Source organism: Spiroplasma endosymbiont of Apeira syringaria (assembly GCF_964020205.1).
Taxonomy (GTDB): domain Bacteria; phylum Bacillota_I; class Bacilli_A; order Mycoplasmatales; family VBWQ01; genus Spiroplasma_E; species Spiroplasma_E ixodetis_A.
Genome location: NZ_OZ026543.1, coordinates 606,385 through 626,634 on the forward strand (window position 1 = coordinate 606,385; position 20,250 = coordinate 626,634).

The 20,250-nt window shown below is 25.1% G+C and carries 26 protein-coding genes and 2 pseudogenes; 17 read left to right on the forward strand and 11 right to left on the reverse strand.

Annotated elements, in window-relative coordinates; genetic code table 4:
* The first annotated feature begins 274 nt into the window (after nucleotides 1-274).
* Nucleotides 275-1,090: an IS1595 family transposase gene (locus tag AACL02_RS03760; protein WP_339043552.1), complete on the forward strand. Its 816-nt coding sequence runs from the start codon at nucleotides 275-277 to the stop codon at nucleotides 1,088-1,090.
* A 213-nt stretch (nucleotides 1,091-1,303) separates the two neighbouring features.
* Here the strand turns inward: AACL02_RS03760 and AACL02_RS03765 are convergent, their stop codons facing one another.
* The 3 genes and pseudogenes from AACL02_RS03765 to AACL02_RS03775 all read right to left on the reverse strand — a co-directional run bounded on the left by AACL02_RS03765 (nucleotide 1,304) and on the right by AACL02_RS03775 (nucleotide 3,988).
* Nucleotides 1,304-2,542 carry an IS256 family transposase gene (locus tag AACL02_RS03765; protein ID WP_339043554.1) on the reverse strand — a complete coding sequence of 413 codons (1,239 nt, stop codon included), beginning with the start codon at nucleotides 2,540-2,542 and terminating at the stop codon, nucleotides 1,304-1,306.
* Between the two features lie 82 nt (nucleotides 2,543-2,624).
* Entirely contained in the window at nucleotides 2,625-2,858 is a 234-nt protein-coding gene (locus tag AACL02_RS03770) for a hypothetical protein (RefSeq protein WP_339042846.1), read from the reverse strand.
* A 12-nt stretch (nucleotides 2,859-2,870) separates the two neighbouring features.
* Nucleotides 2,871-3,988: pseudogene (locus tag AACL02_RS03775) on the reverse strand (IS3 family transposase).
* A gap of 230 nt (nucleotides 3,989-4,218) precedes the next feature.
* Here AACL02_RS03775 and AACL02_RS03780 point away from each other — a divergent pair.
* The 5 genes from AACL02_RS03780 to AACL02_RS03800 are packed head-to-tail and all read left to right on the forward strand — an operon-like array spanning nucleotide 4,219 to nucleotide 5,917.
* Nucleotides 4,219-5,043 carry a hypothetical protein gene (locus tag AACL02_RS03780; protein WP_339042847.1) on the forward strand — a complete coding sequence of 275 codons (825 nt, stop codon included), beginning with the start codon at nucleotides 4,219-4,221 and terminating at the stop codon, nucleotides 5,041-5,043.
* A gap of 15 nt (nucleotides 5,044-5,058) precedes the next feature.
* Nucleotides 5,059-5,217: a hypothetical protein gene (locus AACL02_RS03785; protein ID WP_281748786.1), complete on the forward strand. Its 159-nt coding sequence runs from the start codon at nucleotides 5,059-5,061 to the stop codon at nucleotides 5,215-5,217.
* A gap of 40 nt (nucleotides 5,218-5,257) precedes the next feature.
* Nucleotides 5,258-5,446: a hypothetical protein gene (locus AACL02_RS03790; RefSeq protein ID WP_281748785.1), complete on the forward strand. Its 189-nt coding sequence runs from the start codon at nucleotides 5,258-5,260 to the stop codon at nucleotides 5,444-5,446.
* A 1-nt stretch (nucleotide 5,447) separates the two neighbouring features.
* On the forward strand, nucleotides 5,448-5,627 hold the full coding sequence (locus tag AACL02_RS03795) for a hypothetical protein (protein WP_339042848.1): 180 nt from the start codon (nucleotides 5,448-5,450) through the stop codon (nucleotides 5,625-5,627).
* An 11-nt stretch (nucleotides 5,628-5,638) separates the two neighbouring features.
* The gene (locus AACL02_RS03800) at nucleotides 5,639-5,917 is read left to right on the forward strand and encodes a hypothetical protein (RefSeq protein WP_339042849.1); all 279 of its coding nucleotides are present in this window, start codon (nucleotides 5,639-5,641) and stop codon (nucleotides 5,915-5,917) included.
* 194 nt (nucleotides 5,918-6,111) lie between these two features.
* Here AACL02_RS03800 and AACL02_RS03805 read toward each other — a convergent pair whose 3' ends face one another.
* Both AACL02_RS03805 and AACL02_RS03810 read right to left on the reverse strand, forming a co-directional pair.
* The gene (locus AACL02_RS03805; RefSeq protein ID WP_339043556.1) at nucleotides 6,112-6,312 is read right to left on the reverse strand and encodes a transposase; all 201 of its coding nucleotides are present in this window, start codon (nucleotides 6,310-6,312) and stop codon (nucleotides 6,112-6,114) included.
* 15 nt (nucleotides 6,313-6,327) lie between these two features.
* Nucleotides 6,328-6,792: a hypothetical protein gene (locus AACL02_RS03810; protein ID WP_339042850.1), complete on the reverse strand. Its 465-nt coding sequence runs from the start codon at nucleotides 6,790-6,792 to the stop codon at nucleotides 6,328-6,330.
* A gap of 18 nt (nucleotides 6,793-6,810) precedes the next feature.
* Between AACL02_RS03810 and AACL02_RS03815 the strand changes: the two genes are divergently transcribed.
* The 6 genes from AACL02_RS03815 (at nucleotide 6,811) to AACL02_RS03840 (ending at nucleotide 11,994) form a co-directional block, all read left to right on the forward strand.
* Nucleotides 6,811-6,933: a hypothetical protein gene (locus AACL02_RS03815; RefSeq protein ID WP_339042851.1), complete on the forward strand. Its 123-nt coding sequence runs from the start codon at nucleotides 6,811-6,813 to the stop codon at nucleotides 6,931-6,933.
* A gap of 74 nt (nucleotides 6,934-7,007) precedes the next feature.
* Nucleotides 7,008-7,958: an IS30 family transposase gene (locus AACL02_RS03820; RefSeq protein WP_339040235.1), complete on the forward strand. Its 951-nt coding sequence runs from the start codon at nucleotides 7,008-7,010 to the stop codon at nucleotides 7,956-7,958.
* Between the two features lie 105 nt (nucleotides 7,959-8,063).
* Nucleotides 8,064-8,717, forward strand: a complete 654-nt coding sequence (locus AACL02_RS03825; protein WP_339042852.1) for a hypothetical protein — start codon at nucleotides 8,064-8,066, stop codon at nucleotides 8,715-8,717.
* On the forward strand, nucleotides 8,717-8,968 hold the full coding sequence (locus AACL02_RS03830) for a hypothetical protein (protein ID WP_339042853.1): 252 nt from the start codon (nucleotides 8,717-8,719) through the stop codon (nucleotides 8,966-8,968). The genes AACL02_RS03825 and AACL02_RS03830 overlap by 1 nt, the downstream gene beginning before the upstream one ends.
* A gap of 82 nt (nucleotides 8,969-9,050) precedes the next feature.
* Nucleotides 9,051-10,289 (forward strand): IS256 family transposase, encoded by a 1,239-nt coding sequence (locus AACL02_RS03835; protein ID WP_339043558.1) that lies wholly within the window; start codon nucleotides 9,051-9,053, stop codon nucleotides 10,287-10,289.
* 211 nt (nucleotides 10,290-10,500) lie between these two features.
* Nucleotides 10,501-11,994: a YfcC family protein gene (locus AACL02_RS03840; RefSeq protein ID WP_339042854.1), complete on the forward strand. Its 1,494-nt coding sequence runs from the start codon at nucleotides 10,501-10,503 to the stop codon at nucleotides 11,992-11,994.
* 74 nt (nucleotides 11,995-12,068) lie between these two features.
* Here the strand turns inward: AACL02_RS03840 and AACL02_RS03845 are convergent, their stop codons facing one another.
* Nucleotides 12,069-12,380: a hypothetical protein gene (locus tag AACL02_RS03845; RefSeq protein ID WP_339042855.1), complete on the reverse strand. Its 312-nt coding sequence runs from the start codon at nucleotides 12,378-12,380 to the stop codon at nucleotides 12,069-12,071.
* Nucleotides 12,381-12,404: 24 nt separating this feature from the next.
* Between AACL02_RS03845 and AACL02_RS03850 the strand changes: the two genes are divergently transcribed.
* Nucleotides 12,405-13,220: an IS1595 family transposase gene (locus AACL02_RS03850; protein ID WP_339043560.1), complete on the forward strand. Its 816-nt coding sequence runs from the start codon at nucleotides 12,405-12,407 to the stop codon at nucleotides 13,218-13,220.
* Between the two features lie 53 nt (nucleotides 13,221-13,273).
* On the opposite strand, the gene AACL02_RS03855 is transcribed toward AACL02_RS03850, so the two are convergent.
* Nucleotides 13,274-13,480, reverse strand: a complete 207-nt coding sequence (locus tag AACL02_RS03855; RefSeq protein ID WP_339042856.1) for a hypothetical protein — start codon at nucleotides 13,478-13,480, stop codon at nucleotides 13,274-13,276.
* 336 nt (nucleotides 13,481-13,816) lie between these two features.
* Between AACL02_RS03855 and AACL02_RS03860 the strand changes: the two genes are divergently transcribed.
* Nucleotides 13,817-14,365 (forward strand): hypothetical protein, encoded by a 549-nt coding sequence (locus AACL02_RS03860; RefSeq protein ID WP_339042857.1) that lies wholly within the window; start codon nucleotides 13,817-13,819, stop codon nucleotides 14,363-14,365.
* A 40-nt stretch (nucleotides 14,366-14,405) separates the two neighbouring features.
* On the opposite strand, the gene AACL02_RS03865 is transcribed toward AACL02_RS03860, so the two are convergent.
* Nucleotides 14,406-15,221, reverse strand: a complete 816-nt coding sequence (locus AACL02_RS03865; RefSeq protein ID WP_339043562.1) for an IS1595 family transposase — start codon at nucleotides 15,219-15,221, stop codon at nucleotides 14,406-14,408.
* A 76-nt stretch (nucleotides 15,222-15,297) separates the two neighbouring features.
* Here AACL02_RS03865 and AACL02_RS03870 point away from each other — a divergent pair, with 76 nt between their 5' ends.
* Nucleotides 15,298-15,516, forward strand: coding sequence for a hypothetical protein (locus AACL02_RS03870; protein WP_339042858.1), 219 nt, complete (start codon nucleotides 15,298-15,300; stop codon nucleotides 15,514-15,516).
* Nucleotides 15,517-15,801: 285 nt separating this feature from the next.
* On the opposite strand, the gene AACL02_RS03875 is transcribed toward AACL02_RS03870, so the two are convergent.
* Nucleotides 15,802-16,605: a hypothetical protein gene (locus tag AACL02_RS03875; protein ID WP_339042859.1), complete on the reverse strand. Its 804-nt coding sequence runs from the start codon at nucleotides 16,603-16,605 to the stop codon at nucleotides 15,802-15,804.
* 340 nt (nucleotides 16,606-16,945) lie between these two features.
* Between AACL02_RS03875 and AACL02_RS03880 the strand changes: the two are divergent.
* Together AACL02_RS03880 and AACL02_RS03885 are read left to right on the forward strand one after the other, a co-directional pair.
* A pseudogene (locus tag AACL02_RS03880) lies at nucleotides 16,946-18,059 on the forward strand (IS3 family transposase).
* Between the two features lie 59 nt (nucleotides 18,060-18,118).
* Nucleotides 18,119-18,694: a hypothetical protein gene (locus tag AACL02_RS03885; protein WP_339042860.1), complete on the forward strand. Its 576-nt coding sequence runs from the start codon at nucleotides 18,119-18,121 to the stop codon at nucleotides 18,692-18,694.
* On the opposite strand, the gene AACL02_RS03890 is transcribed toward AACL02_RS03885, so the two are convergent.
* Together AACL02_RS03890 and ylqF are read right to left on the reverse strand one after the other, a co-directional pair.
* Nucleotides 18,687-19,304, reverse strand: coding sequence for a ribonuclease HII (locus AACL02_RS03890; protein WP_339042861.1), 618 nt, complete (start codon nucleotides 19,302-19,304; stop codon nucleotides 18,687-18,689). The two genes, AACL02_RS03885 and AACL02_RS03890, sit on opposite strands and share 8 nt — an antisense overlap.
* Nucleotides 19,294-20,196, reverse strand: a complete 903-nt coding sequence (ylqF, locus tag AACL02_RS03895) for a ribosome biogenesis GTPase YlqF (protein ID WP_339042862.1) — start codon at nucleotides 20,194-20,196, stop codon at nucleotides 19,294-19,296. Before ylqF ends, AACL02_RS03890 begins: the two co-directional genes overlap by 11 nt.
* Between the last annotated feature and the right edge of the window lie 54 nt (nucleotides 20,197-20,250).

A 20,250-nucleotide genomic window follows, 5' to 3' on the forward strand; every position in this document is an offset into this window, starting at 1 on the left:
TAAATTGGGCGAATAACAAAAATGCGGAATAAATTATTCAATACTGTCTTTATTATTATTTAGACGAGAATAAATTAAGACTTTTGTTATGTAATTGTAAATTAATAATACTACTTAGTAAAAATAATTACAACTAAAATACAAATTATGAAATTTATAAATATTTAATTAACATCAATATACAACAAAAATTCTTATTAAATTTTAATTTAATAAGTTTTTATATTCTGTAACGGACTTCTCCCCACATGTACTTGTGGAGGGAATAATGAAACTGAATGAATTCAACAATGCTTTTCAAACTGAACAGCAATGTCTTGCATATATAGCAAATTTGAAAGAAAACAAATGTATTAGGTGTTTTAATTTTAATTTGAATAATTCTGATTTAAAAATAATGAGATGTTTAAAATGTAATCAAACATTTAGCATTCTCACAGGCACAATATTTTCAAGGTCACAAACATCTTTAACATCTTGGTTTTATCTTATCTTTAGATGAATAAACACCAAACATGGAATTCCATCAACAGATATTGCAAAAGAATTGGGAGTGACTTTGAAAACTGCTTGAAGAATGACTCATAAAATCAGAACACGTATTGCAAAACAAAAACCTCAATTTATTGTTGAAGGTACAGTGCAAATTGATGAAATGTATCTTTCACATATGGGTTTTAAAAAACAAGGAAGATCCTTGGTGAATAAAACCTTGATTGTTGGCATTTATCAAAAAACAACCAATAATTTAATTGTGAAAGTCTTGAAAAACGCAAAGAGTAAAAATCTTTTGCAGTTTGCAAAAAACCACATTTCTTCAAAATGTCTTGTATATACTGATTCTTGAAAATGATATTGCGATTTTAAATCAGTTTTCACTAAGCATGAAACAGTTAACCATCAAGATGGCTATGTTTCAAAAATTGGTGTAAATACCAACCAAATTGAATCAGTTTGAAAACATATAAGAAGAACATTTAAAACACATATCAAAGTTGCAAAACATCATGTTCATTTATATGCTAAAGAAGCTGCATATAAATTAAACAAGATACCTATTTTTGAAACTGTAATTCTATGTTTGATTTAAAAATGTGGGGAGAAGTCCGTAGATAGGCTTTTCTCAGCATTTATGTGATAAAATTAAAATAGTACATAAAGGGAGAAAAGCCTTCTGTAATTAACATAAAAATATCTAAATTTTATGTTTTTAAATTTATTCTATTACATTTAGAAATAACCATTTTTATATAAATAAAAAGAGGCTTTTTAATAATCTGTGTATCTTTGTTTTACAAAGTTACTAATTTAGATTAATTCTGTCTTCAAATTTTATCATAAAATGAGCAATTGCTGTATTTCAATTTTGAATAGGCAATGTTCATTTTTTTGTTATATTTTCAATTGCCAAGTAAAATATTTTGAAAACTGCCATATCATTAGGAAAAACTTTTTTATTTCTGATGATTTTTCGTAATTGACTATTAACAGATTCAATAGCATTTGTAGTATAAATCACTCTTTTGATTTCTACTGGATAACTAATAAAAACCATTAAATTATCTCAATTTTTATATCAAGATTTAGTAATTTGAGGATATTGTTTATTTCATTTACTTTCAAACGATTCTAAAGCTTGCATTGCTTGTTCTTCACTACATGCACTATAAATTGGTTTTAAATCTGCAACTAGACCTTTTCGATGTTTGTATGAAACATATTTTAAACTATTTCTAATTTGATGAACAATGCATAATTGATGTTCTGTTTTAGGATAAACTGATTGTATTGCTTCTGACATGCCTGTTAAATTATCACTACAAGCAATAAGAATATCATTTAAGCCACGATTTTTCATTTCTGTGAAATTAGATAATCAAAACTTAGAACCTTCATTTTCACTAATTCATAATCCTAAAACATCTTTTTTGCCTTCTAAATCAACTCCTAATGCTATATAAACTGATTTGTTAATAATCCGTTTATCTTGTCGTACTTTAACTACTATACAATCAAAATAAACAATAGGATAAATACTTTCTAATGGTCGATTTTGTCATGCTTTAACATCATCAATAACATCATCAGTAATTTGACTAATAACACTTTCACTAATATCAGCACCATGATATAACTCTTGCAACTGCATTCTAATGTCAGATAATGTCATTCCTTTTGCATACAAGGAAAGAACTTGTTGATCAAAACCATCAAATCTTCTTTGCCTTTTAGGAACTATTACAGGAGTAAAATTACTATTGCGATCTCTTGGTACATCAATTTCAATTTTACCTTGTTGAGTTATTAATTTTTTTGAACTTGTACCATTACGAGCATTTTCAGTAGTAGTATGTTGATTTTTTTCATATCCTAAATAATTTTGCATTTCAGAATTCAACATTTTTTCAACTAATCTTTTTGTTAATTCTTTATATAAACCGCCAGGTTTAAAAACTGTTGTTAAATCTTCAGTATTTTCTAGTAATAAATCTACTGCTTTTGATATTGGATCATTATTATTAAAGTTATCTTTTTTAGCCATCTGTAACTCACTCTTTCTAGTCATTTAATTATATTTACTAGAATTAATTAAACATAGTTATTTTTGTAAGTTACACAGATTACTAAACATTTCCAATAAAAATACTATATGTTCTATTAGAAATCATTTCTTTTAAAACATGTCAAATATTTGTTTCAGTAAAACAACCAATATTTCACTTTGCACTTTGATTAACAATACCTTTTTTATTATTTTTAAAATATTTTTTCTTTAATTTTTTATGATTATCTAGTTCTTTATATAAATAGTCAATTATTTGTTCATATTGACCATTTTCAATTAGTTGGAATGGCAACCCTTTTTAGGACTATTTTTTGGTAGACATTTGTTTTTGATAATTAACTGGAGTTAAGTAGTTTAAAGTGCCGTTAATTCTTATGTTGTTATATCAATTGATGTAATCAAATAATTCGAATTTTAATTGGATTAATGATGTAAAATTTTTATCATTAATAAATTCGGTTTTGAAAGTTTTAAAGGTTGCTTCAGCAACAGCGTTATCATAAGGACAACCTTTTTTGCTTAAAGAGCGATTAATATTGAATGCTAGTAAAAGTTTATCAATAATTTTATTATTAAATTCATTACCGCGATCACTATGAAATATTTGAATATCTTTTAAACAGCGATTTGAGTGCATAAATGCTTGATATACTAATGATGCATCTTTTTTAGTACCTACACTATGTCCAATTATTTCGCGGTTAAATAGGTCAATTAATAAACAAATATAGTTTCACTTACCATTTACTTGAACATAAGTTAAATCACTAACAATAACTTCATTTTTAACTCTATTATTAAAGTTTCTATTAACAAGATTGGTTATTTGACTATCATTGACTTTATTATGATAATTTTTGAATGATAATTTAGTGTATTTTGATATTAAATTATGTTTATTCATAATTTCTTTAATTTTTCGTCTTGATAAATAAATTTCTTGGTTTTCTAGAATGATTTTTAATCTTCTAGTACCATAAACTTCTTTATTTTTTTTAAAAGCACTAATAACAGCTTGTTCATAAATATTATTTTGAATTTTATTTTTTTTCTTTAAATTAAAATAATATGTTGATTTAGAGAGTTTTAAAAAATGACACATTGTGCGAATTTTATATTTAGATTTATTATTTGCAATAATCTCTACTTTCTGCCTATTATTAGTGCTGCTTGCTTTAAAATATCATTTTCCATTCTTAATTGTTTTAATTATTTTCTTAATTTAATTAATTCATTTTCTTCAACAGAACGATTATCTTTAGTTTTAAAACTACCTGAATTAGTAAATTGCTTAATTCAATTGTAAGTAGCTGCTCTTGTAACATTATATTCTTTAACAAGGCAAGATACTGATTTGCCACTTTGATATAAAGCTACTATTTGTTTTTTAAATTCATCGGTATATGAGTTAATATTGGCCATAATTATAGTTCCTTTCTTTGTTCACTTGTCTATGTAATTAGTGTCCAATAAAGTGTAACCCATCCAGATATTAGAGCAATTATTTTAAGACAATACCCAAATGTTAAATCCAAACACATAATTGTTTCGGACCCAGAAAGTAATGTTGCATTAATAGTTGGTGATAATGATGTTTATCAAGGTTTAATTAAAGTAACAATTAAAAAATTAGAAAATTAAAGGAGAATAAAATGCCAAATATAGAAAATCAATCAAATTATACTTTAATTAAATTAATTAGAAATGGAATAAGTCCAATTTGTGCAATGATTGGTACAAGTGCTTATTATGGTCAAGTAATTGTAAATCCAGTATTAGGTTCAATTAATAGTTTATTATTTGGTAAAAAATTAGGTTTAGATATTTGAAATTTAAATCAAAGACCAAATACTAAAACTAAATTAATTAATAGTTCTAAAAAAATATTATTAGGTTTAGGAACAATTGGATTAGCAAATTATAGTAAATGAAGTGAAAATAATATTACTCCTATTATTCCAACAACACCAACTCCAATAACTACTACAACTACAACAGAAGGTCATCCATGATTACTATTAAATAAACAAGAAAATCAGTCATTAATGGATTGAGATACTTATATTAGTTTAAATGCTTATGGTATATCAAATATTATCAGTGGATTAACTGAATTAATTCCTAATAGATTTGAAACAATAAGAAAGATTTGTAATATGGCTAATGGTGGTTGTTTAATTTCTAGTGGTGTAGCAATGGGTATTAATAATGATTTTAATAATGCTTATGCAGTACCTACCATAATTGCTGGTGCAAGTGAAATAATCCATAATTTACTACCAATGGAAACAACTAATCATATTCAAGAAATGCAAGAAACTTCATTTAATAATGAAACTGCAATATTAATTAATGATAATAGATTCACAATTAATAGTGAAACAACTAGTCAATATGGTAGTGATAATATGAGCGAAGTACCATTAAATAATGATAATACTTCATTAAATTGAGATTATAATCACATGAGTTTATAAAGGAGGTGAAAAATAATGAATAAAGAAAAATTACTTGAATATTACAATGATAAATTAAAACAACATGAAAAAGATTTAGAAGATATACGACTGAATGAACGTTTAATTGCAAATCTTTTAATGGATGCAAAATGTATGATTGAAAGAATTAATAAAGGTGAATTTGATGAATAATCAAAAATAAATAATAAATAATTGAAAGGAAAATATTGAAATGAAAGAATTTTTACATGAATTAATAATTATTGGAACAAGTGTTGGAACATTAATTTGCAGAGAAATTATTGTTTTATTAAAAAAATTTATTACAACTCCAAAACATGTTAGAGCAAATAACAAAATTATAAAACATCAAAAAAAATTAGCAAAATTAAACGAAAAAATTAATAAAGGAGAAAAATAATATGACAAAAATTGAATTTAATGAAAAATATAGAAAACAAGATATCAGAATTGATAGGGATTTTGAATTACATATTGATAATTGTTTTAAATTTACTGATATTAACGCATTAGAAAATGCAGTTAATGATTATAAAAAATTAATAAGTGAAATGCCACAATTAGTTAAAGATTGATTATAGGAGAATGTTAAATGTTAGAAAATGAAGATAATGTTCAACAAACAACTGAACCTTTAACTGAAAATAATGCTCAACAAGAAATAGAAAATAAAGTTAATGAAGCAGAAAATAAGTTAAATAAACTTAATCAAGAAATTAAAGAAAAAGAAATAATTAATATATTTAAAAAATATCAAGTTAAAACTGAATTTTATGATTTTTTAAAATTTAAAACTCATAATTTAGAAAATTCAAAAATTGAAGAAACTATTAAAAAAATTAGGCTTTTCTCCCTTTATGTACTATTTTAATTTTATCACATAAATGCTGAGAAAAGCCTATCTACGGACTTCTCCCCACATTTTTAAATCAAACATAGAATTACAGTTTCAAAACTAGGTATCTTGTTGAATTTATATGCAGCTTCTTTAGCATATAAATGAACATGATGTTTTGCAACTTTGATATGTGTTTTAAATGTTCTTCTTATATGTTTTCAAACTGATTAAATTTGGTTGGTATTTACACCAATTTTTGAAACATAGCCATCTTGATGGTTAACTGTTTCATGCTTAGTGAAAACTGATTTAAAATCGCAATATCCTTTTCAAGAATCAGTATATACAAGACATTTTGAAGAAATGTGGTTTTTTGCAAACTGCAAAAGATTTTTACTCTTTGCGTTTTTCAATACTTTCACAATTAAATTATTGGTTGTTTTTTAATAAATGCCAACAATCAAGGTTTTATTCACCAAGGATCTTCCTTGTTTTTTAAAACCCATATGTGAAAGATACATTTCATCAATTTGCACTGTACCTTCAACAATAAATTGAGGTTTTTGTTTTGCAATACGTGTTCTGATTTTATGAGTCATTCTTCAAGCAGTTTTCAAAGTCACTCCCAATTCTTTTGCAATATCTGTTGATGGAATTCCATGTTTGGTGTTTATTCATCTAAAGATAAGATAAAACCAAGATGTTAAAGATGTTTGTGACCTTGAAAATATGGTGCCTGTGAGAATGCTAAATGTTTGATTACATTTTAAACATCTCATTCTTTTTAAATCAGAAGTATTCAAATTAAAACTAAAACACCTAATACATTTGTTTTCTTTCAAATTTGCTATATATGGAAGACATTGCTGTTCAGTTTGAAAAGCATTGTTGAATTCATTCAGTTTCATTATTCCCTCCACAAGTACATGTGGGGAGAAGTCCGTAAAATTATTAAAGAACAACCAGTATTTAAAGAAACAATTAATACAGGTGGCAATAAACAAATAATTATTAATAGCTGAATTATACTTGTAAGTGCAAGTAAATAAAATTGCAAAAAAATTCTCATATAAAAATTTCATAATGCTAAATTTATTTTATAAAAAAAGTAAGGAGTTTTTATATGAGTTATAAACATCTTGGCGTAGATGAAAGAATTTATATTGAGAATCAATTGAAATTTAAAGTTAAAATTAGTGAAATAGCTAAAAATCTTAATCGAAATATTAGTACTATTATTCGAGAAATTAATAGAAATCAAGATAATAGTAATTATTTTTCATTGATTGCACAAAATAAAGCTGAAAATAGAAAACAATCACATATTTTTTTTCATAAGTTTAAAAATAAAGATTTAGTAAAATATGTGCAACAAAAACTATTATTAGGCTGATCACCTGAACAAATTTATGGCAGAATTAAAAATTTTCATAAACAATGAGTTATTAGTTTTAAAACAATTTACAATTGAATTTATTCTGGATTGCTTGATCAAGTTACTAGTAAAAATTTAAGAAGAAAAGGCAAAAAACGCAAATCTCAAGAAAATCGTGGCAAATTCAATAGCAAATCAATTAAAGAAAGAGATCTTAATATTAATGATCGTATAACACTTGGTCATTGAGAAGGAGATACTATAGTATCATCACGAGGCAAAAGTAAAAAATGTTTAATAACTTTAGTTGAAAGAGTATCACGATTTACTTTAGCAATATTAGTTAAAAACAGAACTACTAAAGTTATTAACAAAAATATTAGCCATTATTTATCAATTCTTCCTAAAAATATTGTTAAAACCATTACTTTTGATCGTGGTAAAGAATTTTCAAATTGACAACAACTTGAAAAAAATTTAGATGTGAAAATTTATTTTGCAAATCCATATTCACCTTGACAAAGAGGTACTAATGAAAATACTAATGGTTTAATTAGAGAAAAATTTCCTAAAAAATTTAATTTTTCAAAAACTTGTAAAAATGAAGTTCATAAATTTATATTGTCTTTAAACCAAAGACCAAGAAAAATACTAAATTATCTTTCACCGATAGAATATTTGGATAGAAAAATAATTTAGTTGCACTTACCTTTACAATTTAGCAATAATAAAAAAAATGATAAAGAAAATTTTTTAATTAATTATAAAAAGAAAAATTATTTATAAACGAAAGGAAGAAATAAAATGTCAGTACCATTTAATCAAAATTTAGACAATACAGAGAGATTAGTAGAAGCGCCAGAATTTATAGAGTTTTTTAAAATTTCAAATAGTCCATGGGCAAACTTTTTCCCTACTGAAATTGTTGACTCAGTAAATATTGAGTTTATTGTTAAAAAACCAAAAAAACCAGAAGTAAAAATTATTGCTTGAGATGATAAAAGTAAAAGATATGAATTACCATATGTTGATACAGATAAAATTAGTAAAAAAATAACTAAAAAATATCTTGCAGGAGAAATTATTACAGATGTAGATTTAAAAGCAAATAATGGACAAAATTTATTAGATAGTATGCAATATGAAGTTGCTAATGACTTAGCAGATAAATTGGCAATTGATGATACACAAGCAATTGCAAAATTTGCTACTAAAATTGATATTGAAGATACAACACCAGTAGGCTATTTAAAATCAATGTTATCGGCTTGAAATACTTTGTTTCAATTTAGAAATATTGCAAATAGTAAATTTTTTATTACTAATGGTCTTTATGATAGTTTAGTTTATTTAGCAGATAATAAAGGTTTAATTACTGATAATCAATTGGCACAACAATTACGTTTAAATGGAAATAATTTACGGACTTCTCCCCACATGTACTTGTGGAGGGAATAATGAAACTGAATGAATTCAACAATGCTTTTCAAACTGAACAGCAATGTCTTGCATATATAGCAAATTTGAAAGAAAAAAAATGTATTAGGTGTTTTAGTTTTAATTTGAATACTTCTGATTTAAAAAGAATGAGATGTTTAAAATGTAATCAAACATTTAGCATTCTCACAGGCACCATATTTTCAAGGTCACAAACATCTTTAACATCTTGGTTTTATCTTATCTTTAGATGAATAAACGGAAATGTTTAGTAATCTGTGTAACTTACAAAAATAACTATGTTTAATTAATTCTATTAAATATAATTAAATGACTAGAAAGAGTGAGTTACAGATGGCTAAAAAAGATAACTTTAATAATAATGATCCAATATCAAAAGCAGTAGATTTATTACTAGAAAATACTGAAGATTTAACAACAGTTTTTAAACCTGGATGTTTATATAAAGAATTAACAAAAAGATTAGTTGAAAAAATGTTGAATTCTGAAATGCAAAATTATTTAGGATATGAAAAAAATCAACATAGTACTACTGAAAATGCTCGTAATGGTACAAGTTCAAAAAAATTAATAACTCAACAAGGTAAAATTGAAATTGATGTACCAAGAGATCGCAATAGTAATTTTACTCCTGTAATAGTTCCTAAAAGGCAAAGAAGATTTGATGGTTTTGATCAACAAGTTCTTTCCTTGTATGCAAAAGGAATGACATTATCTGACATTAGAATGCAGTTGCAAGAGTTATATCATGGTGCTGATATTAGTGAAAGTGTTATTAGTCAAATTACTGATGATGTTATTGATGATGTTAAAGCATGACAAAATCGACCATTAGAAAGTATTTATCCTATTGTTTATTTTGATTGTATATTAGTTAAAGTACGACAAGATAAACGGATTATTAACAAATCAGTTTATATAGCATTAGGAGTTTATTTAGAAGGCAAAAAAGATGTTTTAGGATTATGAATTAGTGAAAATGAAGGTTCTAAGTTTTGATTATCTAATTTCACAGAAATGAAAAATCGTGGCTTAAATGATATTCTTATTGCTTGTAGTGATAATTTAACAGGCATGTCAGAAGCAATACAATCAGTTTATCCTAAAACAGAACATCAATTATGCATTGTTCATCAAATTAGAAATAGTTTAAAATATGTTTCATACAAACATCGAAAAGGTCTAGTTGCAGATTTAAAACCAATTTATAGTGCATGTAGTGAAGAACAAGCAATGCAAGCTTTAGAATCGTTTGAAAGTAAATGAAATAAACAATATCCTCAAATTACTAAATCTTGATATAAAAATTGAGATAATTTAATGGTTTTTATTAGTTATCCAGTAGAAATCAAAAGAGTGATTTATACTACAAATGCTATTGAATCTGTTAATAGTCAATTACGAAAAATCATCAGAAATAAAAAAGTTTTTCCTAATGATATGGCAGTTTTCAAAATATTTTACTTGGCAATTGAAAATATAACAAAAAAATGAACATTGCCTATTCAAAATTGAAATACAGCAATTGCTCATTTTATGATAAAATTTGAAGACAGAATTAATCTAAATTAGTAACTTTGTAAAACAAAGATACACAGATTATTAAAAAGCCTCTAACATTTTTTTAAAAACTATTATTATAATAGTGTTACTTAAATAAAAATACTACTTTTTTAATAAGTTATTTTAAAAAATAAGCTTAAACATCTTTTATTCTACATGATAAATAGTGTATTATATAATAATACTTTTAAAAAAATAAAGAAGGAGGTATTAATCATATATGGGAATTACCAAAAAGAAAAAATTTCGTTTATTTCCATTTAAAATGCCAACAGCAATTACAGTCTTATTCTTTATTATTGCTCTAATTATCATTATTTCTTGGATTCCAGGAACAACAGGTAAATGATTAGAAGATGAATCAAAGCCTGTAAGCACCGATAACCCTTGACAAGACGGTGGGCCATTAGGTATCATGGACTTATTTTTGGCTCCAATTAAAGGTTTCATTGGTAGCAGTGATATTATTGTTTTTGTTTTAGTAATTGGTGGATATATTGGCATAGTTATGAAATCAGGTGCACTAGATGCAGGAATTGGTCGTTTAGTTAAACGTCTAAACGGAAAAGAAATTTGAATTATTCCTTCAATTATGACTATCCTATCGATTGGTGGAACAGTTGAAGGAATGTGTGAAGAAACTATTCCTTACTATTTAATTATTATTCCAGCAATGTTAGCTGCTGGTTTTGATGTTGTTACAGCTGTATTAATGATTTTATTGGGTGCTGGTGTTGGTGTTATGTTTTCAACACTTAATCCCTTTGCTATTGCTACAGCTTCACAAGCTAGTGGTTTAAATCCTGGTGATGGAATCATCTGACGTTTAATTTGTTGATTTTTAGCAACTATCGGTACTATTGCTTTTGTTATGTGATATGCAATCCGTGTTAAACGTAATCCTGAAAAATCAGTTGTTTTTCACTTACATAGCGAGCATCATGAAGAATTTATTAATAAAGAAGAAATACCTGAATTTACTAAACGTCGTAAAATTATTTTAGCACTATTTGGATTAACATTTTTAATTATGGTGCTTTGTATTATTCCATGAGGTAAAATTACAGGAACAACTATTTTTGATGATTTTCACAATACATTAATTAAATATTTTCCATATTTCACAAGTCAAATTAATGCATTTGGTGACTGAAACATTGAAATGTTAGCTTTCTTATTTTTCTTTGTTTCAATTATCATTGCAGCAATTGATTGAAAAGGCGAAGAACAATATGTTCGTAATTTTATTAGTGGTTCTTCAGAATTATTAGGTGTTGCTTTAATAATTGCTGTTGCTGGTGGAATTGGCTGATCATTACAACATTCAGGAATGCAACATGTTGTTGTTGGACAATTGCAAAGTATTGATAAATTACCAAGATTTGCTATTGTTATTATTGGTTTTTTTGCTTTTCTTTTGATTGCCTTTGTTATTCCTTCAACATCAGGATTTGCAAAAGCCGTTTTCCCTATTGTTTCAAAAATAGTAATTCTTTTAGGATTAGGTTCAGGAATGATTACTACTTTTGTTATGGCTAGTGGTTGAATTAATTTATTTGCACCAAGTGCAGGTGTAATGATGGCAGGACTTGCCATTGCTAAAGTTCCCCTAACAAGTTTTTATCGAGCAATTTGACCATATACTATTGGTATTACTGTCTTTGCCTTAATAATGTTAAGTATTGGAACTTTATTACCTCAATCAATATTTTAGTAGAATTTAAAGCACTATGTTAATTAAAACTTTTCTCTAATTAGAGAAAAGTTTTTTTATTTTTTATTTCATTTTTATAAAATTAAACAGTATTTGGGAAAACATTCACTTTCACGATTTGTTTGCGTTTGTTCATTATTTAGTAGACTTAATTGATCATCTGCTAATTCTGAAATTTCTACAACTTCATCTTCTGGTAAAAAAATTTGTTCTAATATTTTATTAATATTATTTCAATCATTTACAAAATTTTCACTCATTTTACTGTCTTTAATTATTTTTCCAGTAGCAGGATCATATTCTGTTGATTGACAATAATTTAACAACATTTCTTCAACAAAAGCAGAAACTTTATAAATAATTAATAATCGGACTTCTCCCCACATGTACTTGTGGAGGGAATAATGAAACTGAATGAATTCAACAATGCTTTTCAAACTGAACAGCAATGTCTTGCATATATAGCAAATTTGAAAGAAAACAAATGTATTAGGTGTTTTAATTTTAATTTGAATACTTCTGATTTAAAAAGAATGAGATGTTTAAAATGTAATCAAACATTTAGCATTCTCACAGGCACCATATTTTCAAGGTCACAAACATCTTTAACATCTTGGTTTTATCTTATCTTTAGATGAATAAACACCAAACATGGAATTCCATCAACAGATATTGCAAAAGAATTGGGAGTGACTTTGAAAACTGCTTGAAGAATTACTCATAAAATCAGAACACGTATTGCAAAACAAAAACCTCAATTTATTGTTGAAGGTACAGTGCAAATTGATGAAATGTATCTTTCACATATGGGTTTTAAAAAACAAGGAAGATCATTGGTGAATAAAACCTTGATTGTTGGCATTTATCAAAAAACAACCAATAATTTAATTGTGAAAGTATTGAAAAACGCAAATAGTAAAAATCTTTTGCAGTTTGCAAAAAAACACATTTCTTCAAAATGTCTTGTATATACTGATTCTTGAAAAGGATATTGCGATTTTAAATCAGTTTTCACTAAGCATGAAACAGTTAACCATCAAGATGGCTATGTTTCAAAAATTGGTGTAAATACCAACCAAATTGAATCAGTTTGAAAACATATAAGAAGAACATTTAAAACACATATCAAAGTTGCAAAACATCATGTTCATTTATATGCTAAAGAAGCTGCATATAAATTCAACAAGATACCTAGTTTTGAAACTGTAATTCTATGTTTGATTTAAAAATGTGGGGAGAAGTCCGTATATAGGCTTTTCTCAGCATTTATGTGATAAAATTAAAATAGTACATAAAGGGAGAAAAGCCTTAATAATTTTTGGTTAATATTATCATCACTTTTTTCTTTCTGTAATTGCTGTTTATACTTACTTAATTCATCTCATAATGATTTAATATTTTCCTTTTTTGCTGCTATTTTTCTAAAAATTTCTATAATTTCTTTATAATCAAATTTTATTTCAGATAGTAAAGATTTTAAATTCATATTTTTCCCCTTTCAAAATAAAAAACCTACTTGCTTAAAACTTAAACAATAGGTCAAAAACTTATATTTTTTTATTTATAGAAATATTATACTTTATTATTTTTATTTTTTTCAGATATTACTTTATAACAATAAATACTAATATAATTTTAATTTTACTATTAATAATTTACAAATACACTCTTAAAGGTTTAAAAAAACAATAAAATTTTTTTTATGTATTATAATAGTGTTAGTGAGTTATTTAAAATAATATGTTTTACATAAGATTATTGAAGATAATTTCTCACATCTATTTTAGATTTAACTGAGGAGGTTAAGAGAAAAATGAGGAATATGAGAACATTATTAAAGTTATTAGGTGCTAGTGTCATAACAACAGTACCAGTAACTACTGTTATAGCTTGTGGTAACAACAAAGAAGATCAGGTAAAAATATTACTAGATCAAGTATCAATAAATTTAGGTTTAACAAATGATGAAGGAAACGGTTTAAAAACTATTAGACTTAATTGAGAAAAAGATACATCCTTTTTCTGAATTGATAATTCCGATATTTTGGTTACTAAATTATTAGAAAAAGAGGCAACTACTGGTCAAGCCAAAGCTAAAGATAAAGACAGTTTCTATTTTTTAAAATCTGTTTTACAACAGAAATTAACATCAGGAACAACACCTGAAGATGGTACTTTTGATGCAGCGGAAGTTGCTAAAATTAAAAATAAAATATCTAATATAAAAGTTTCTACTAGTAAATTTGTAGAACCAAATGATGATGAAAAACTTGTAGTTGGTGATGGGACATATAATTTACAATTCTTTAAAGAAGATGGTAAAACAAATGGCTTTTCTCCCTTTATGTACTATTTTAGTTTTATCACATAAATGCTGAGAAAAGCCTATCTACGGACTTCTCCCCACATTTTTAAATCAAACATAGAATTACAGTTTCAAAACTAGGTATCTTGTTGAATTTATATGCAGCTTCTTTAGCATATAAATGAACATGATGTTTTGCAACTTTGATATGTGTTTTAAATGTTCTTCTTATATGTTTTCAAACTGATTCAATTTGGTTGGTATTTACACCAATTTTTGAAACATAGCCATCTTGATGGTTAACTGTTTCGTGCTTAGTGAAAACTGATTTAAAATCGCAATATCCTTTTCAAGAATCAGTATATACAAGACATTTTGAAGAAATGTGGTTTTTTGCAAACTGCAAAAGATTTTTACTCTTTGCGTTTTTCAATACTTTCACAATTAAATTATTGGTTTTTTTTTGATAAATGCCAACAATCAAGGTTTTATTCACCAAGGATCTTCCTTGTTTTTTAAAACCCATATGTGAAAGATACATTTCATCAATTTGCACTGTACCTTCAACAATAAATTGAGGTTTTTGTTTTGCAATACGTGTTCTGATTTTATTAGTCATTCTTCAAGCAGTTTTCAAAGTCACTCCCAATTCTTTTGCAATATCTGTTGATGGAATTCCATGTTTGGTGTTTATTCATCTAAAGATAAGATAAAACCAAGATGTTAAAGATGTTTGTGACCTTGAAAATATGGTGCCTGTGAGAATGCTAAATGTTTGATTACATTTTAAACATCTCATTCTTTTTAAATCAGAAGTATTCAAATTAAAATTAAAACACCTAATACATTTGTTTTCTTTCAAATTTGCTATATATGCAAGACATTGCTGTTCAGTTTGAAAAGCATTGTTGAATTCATTCAGTTTCATTATTCCCTCCACAAGTACATGTGGGGAGAAGTCCGAAACAAATTTAGGGGATAAATATACAGTAAAAGTAATGACTGGAACTGATGCTTTATTTAATATTTTTGCAAGTGATAGTCCTGCTAAGTTAAGTTATAATGAATTTGTTTATGAAGGAAGTTCTATTGAGTATTTCCAAGCGGGTTATAAATTAGAAGAAACTGTTAATAAATGATTAAAAGATAAAACAGAAGTACCATTAATAAGCAAAAGCAGAACTGAAAAAGCTATTAAATTTAATAACTTTGAATAATTGGTTGGTTGAAAAGCAAAATTTAATGTTATAAATTTTGAAAGAACAGGAATACCTCGTCCAAATAATTTAACAGACGGAGATGAACTAACACTTTCTATTGCTTTAGTAAAAAACCAAGAAACTATTTCTTTAAAGTCAACAATAATAATAAGAATAAACAATTAATAGTAAAATAATAATGATATGATTAGCATAAAATTATTATTCAACTTTTCTAAAATATATTAATTAAGGTAATACTAGTCTAGTATTACCTTATTTTTTACTTCAAAATAATATATATTATTTTAATTCTTCGCTATTAATTTTCATTGCTGAGATTTGTTTTAATTGAAATTGTTCATGCACTACTGCTTCAAATTCTAAAACAACACCTACTTTAAACTTAAGAAAAGCATCATTAACATATTTTTTATTATTAAAAATTAAAACTGCCAATTGTTCAAAAGCATAATTTAAAATTTTATCAGAATTTGGTTCTAAAGAAAGATAACAAAATATTTGTTCATTCCTTAAATATTGCGATATCTCAAAACTATTATTTAATTTATCTAATTGTTTTCATAAAAATGGTGTTAAAATAATTTTAGCAATACCATTATCACTATACTTAATACCATCTCTTTCGTAAGAAAAACCATTATTAAAAATAATGGTATTCATTCCTAATTCTTTATAATTAATAGTATATTCGGTTATTAACTCTGCAAAAATATTCTCATTACCTACTCAATCAGCGCTAAATTCTAGATTTTTATTAACAGTAATAATAAGAGCATTTGTTATTTTTTTACTTCATTGTAAAAATAGTTCTCATTGTTCAAGAATAACAAAAACTATTTCATCAATCAAAGTATATGGCATTGAAGATTCTTCTGCTAAAGCTGAAATTTTAGAAACAATATTACTACTTAAAAAATTAGATAATAATCTTACCTTATCACTTATTTGTAAATTTTTATTTTTCTTGTAAATTTTAATAATATGTTTACATGTACTTTTTTTCAAAACTAATTTAGCAGTACCGCGACGTTGATTTGAAAAATATACAAATGTTAGTAAATTATAACCGAATTTCTTTGTCATTATAATTCCCCTGACTATCTTAAATTATAAATTAAAAACTATTTTACTTTAAATTAATATAGTTTAATTATAACAGAACTAGAAAATTTAATAAACATATAAGTTTATTTCAAAAAAATTAAATTAAAAATATCAATAAGATTTGTCCATAATTATGAAGAAAAGCAATAATAAAAAATAAATAGTATTATTTCATATTTTTAGATATAATTATTTTAATTTAATAAATGTATATATCTAATATAGCTATTTTTCTATATTAGGATTTTTATTATGGATGGGTTACACTTTATTGGACACTAATTACATAGACAAGTGAACAAAGAAAGGAACTATAATTATGGCCAATATTAACTCATATACCGATGAATTTAAAAAACAAATAGTAGCTTTATATCAAAGTGGCAAATCAGTATCTTGCCTTGTTAAAGAATATAATGTTACAAGAGCAGCTACTTACAATTGAATTAAGCAATTTACTAATTCAGGTAGTTTTAAAACTAAAGATAATCGTTCTGTTGAAGAAAATGAATTAATTAAATTAAGAAAAGAATTAAAACAATTAAGAATGGAAAATGATATTTTAAAGCAAGCAGCACTAATAATAGGCAGAAAGTAGAGATTATTGCAAATAATAAATCTAAATATAAAATTCGCACAATGTGTCATTTTTTAAAACTCTCTAAATCAACATATTATTTTAATTTAAAGAAAAAAAATAAAATTCAAAATAATATTTATGAACAAGCTGTTATTAGTGCTTTTAAAAAAAATAAAGAAGTTTATGGTACTAGAAGATTAAAAGTCATTCTAGAAAACCAAGAAATTTTACAAGAAGAAAAATTAAAGAAATTATGAATAAACATAATTTAATATCAAAATACACTAAATTATCATTCAAAAATTATCATAATAAAGTCAATGATAGTCAAATAACCAATCTTGTTAATAGAAACTTTAATAATAGAGTTAAAAATGAAGTTATTGTTAGTGATTTAACTTATGTTCAAGTAAATGGTAAGTGAAACTATATTTGTTTATTAATTGACCTATTTAACCACGAAATAATTGGACATAGTGTAGGTACTAAAAAAGATGCATCATTAGTATATCAAGCATTTATGCACTCAAATCGCTGTTTAAAAGATATTCAAATATTTCATAGTGATCGCGGTAATGAATTTAATAATAAAATTATTGATAAACTTTTACTAGCATTCAATATTAATCGCTCTTTAAGCAAAAAAGGTTGTCCTTATGATAACGCTGTTGCTGAAGCAACCTTTAAAACTTTCAAAACCGAATTTATTAATGATAAAAATTTTACATCATTAATCCAATTAAAATTAGAATTATTTGATTACATCAATTGATATAACAACATAAGAATTCACGGCACTTTAAACTACTTAACTCCAGTTAATTATCAAAAACAAATGTCTACCAAAAAATAGTCCTAAAAAGGGTTGCCATTCCATTAAATTAAATATCCAAATAAAAAAGGAAAAATAAAATGTTAAAAAAAATATATAAAGAAATATTTTCAACTATGTTAGTAATTGATAATAAAGATAATAAATTTTGTTTTAAAATAAATATAATTAAAACTTCTAATAAAATTAGACAAAAATACAATATTAAAAAAGAAATAATGAATGACTTATTATTACCATATAAAAATGTTACTAGTTATTCTACTGAATTATTTCCACTACACTATTTATTAGAAAATATTAGCAAAGACATTATTAACAATAATGCCTTTCAAAAAATATTAAATAAAAATATAATAAATAAAATAGAAAAAATCTATAAAAAATATCAAGATTTTGACCATGACTTTCAAAAAAGATTCTTTTATTTAGAAGTTGCCTATAATATTAAAACACCTACAAGCCAATTAGAAAAGAATTTACAAAAACATGGCCTTCAATCATTTAAAAATATTTTAATAAATCAAGGAACTAAACCAATTAAAGAAATTTTTAATATTCAAAATAATAAATTATTAGCAACAGATATAAATAAATTAGATAATAACTTATTACCAATAAATAATTGTAATAATAAAAGTTTCTCTATTATATAATGCCACTATATTTTTTAACGGGCGCACAACTAATACGATGAATATCACAAATACCATAATTTTGTAATGCTATCTGATGATTTTTTGTATAATACCCTTTATGATTTTTAAACCCATAATTAGGATATTTAGTATCATAATTAATCATAATTTTATCTCTTACTACTTTAGCAATAATCGAAGCGCTAGCAATATTAAGTGATTTTTGATCACCTTTAACTATTGCTTCAACTTTTCCTAGAAAATTAGGAAATTGTGGTTTTTCAAAATCAACTAAACACACATCAGGTACTATTTTTAATTTATTAAATGCTTCTATCATTGCTAAAATACTAGTCTGCTTAGGATTATGAATATTAACAAATTGATGACTTTTAATACTAACAGCAACTGTTAGTGCATTATCAATTATAATTTGATACATTGCTATTCGTTGTTTTGTTGATAATTGTTTTGAATCTTTAATTAAATGATGATTAAAGTTTGGTTTAAGAATAACGATTGCAACAACAATTGGTCCTGCAATAGCTCCCCTTCCCACTTCATCAAAACCAGCAATTAATGTTCCTGATGAATAATTATCAATTTCGTATCGTAAACTACTTTTCATGTTTTAAAATCTTAGGTGGTATTTCAAATGAAATTAATCCTAATTTCCCTACTTGTAAATCATTAATAAATAAATTCATGGCACGATGAGTATTATCTTCATCATTAGCCAATTTTAAATGATATTTTTGTGCTAATTTCTTAAAATAAAGAAATAATGTTTCATCATTAATATTTTTAATTTCAAAATTAATATTATAATATTTTACTAATCTTTCATAATAATTCTCAAGTAAAAAGGTTAAAGCAAAATTAGCAATTTCTTCTAAAAATAAATGTTTAACAGGAATTGCTTTAATTAAAGCTAAAATCATTACTACTTTTTGATCATTCATTTTTGGTGGTAAAATACCAGGACTATCTAACAAATCAATCGTTGGATTTAATTTAATTCATTGTTGACCTCTAGTAACACCAGGTATATTAGCAGTTTGTGTTACTTTACGTTGTAATAAATTATTGATAAATGTTGATTTCCCCGTATTTGGTAATCCCATAATTAATACCTTAATTTTTGGATTAACAATACCTTTTGCCAATTGTTTTTCCATTTGTGGCTCCATTAATTTAGTAATTAAATTTAATAACTGCGGTTTCATTTTTGTAGTTAATGATTTTGCCAATAAAACAGAAAAACCTTGACTTTCAAAAAAATTAACTCATTCTTTAGTAAAATTATCATCTGCTAAATCAACTTTGTTAAGAACAATAATTCTTATTTTTTTCTCTAATAAACGATCTAATAAAGTACTTTTTGTTGCTAATGGTGCTCGTGCATCTAAAACTTCAATTGCAACATCAATAATTGGTAACTTAGTTTCAATTGCTTTAATGGCTTTCATCATATGACCAGGGAATCAATGAATTTGATTATGGGTACTTTCATTAGGCATTTTTTTTAACTCCTTTAATACATTTTATTATTATTTTATATCAATTTAGAAAAC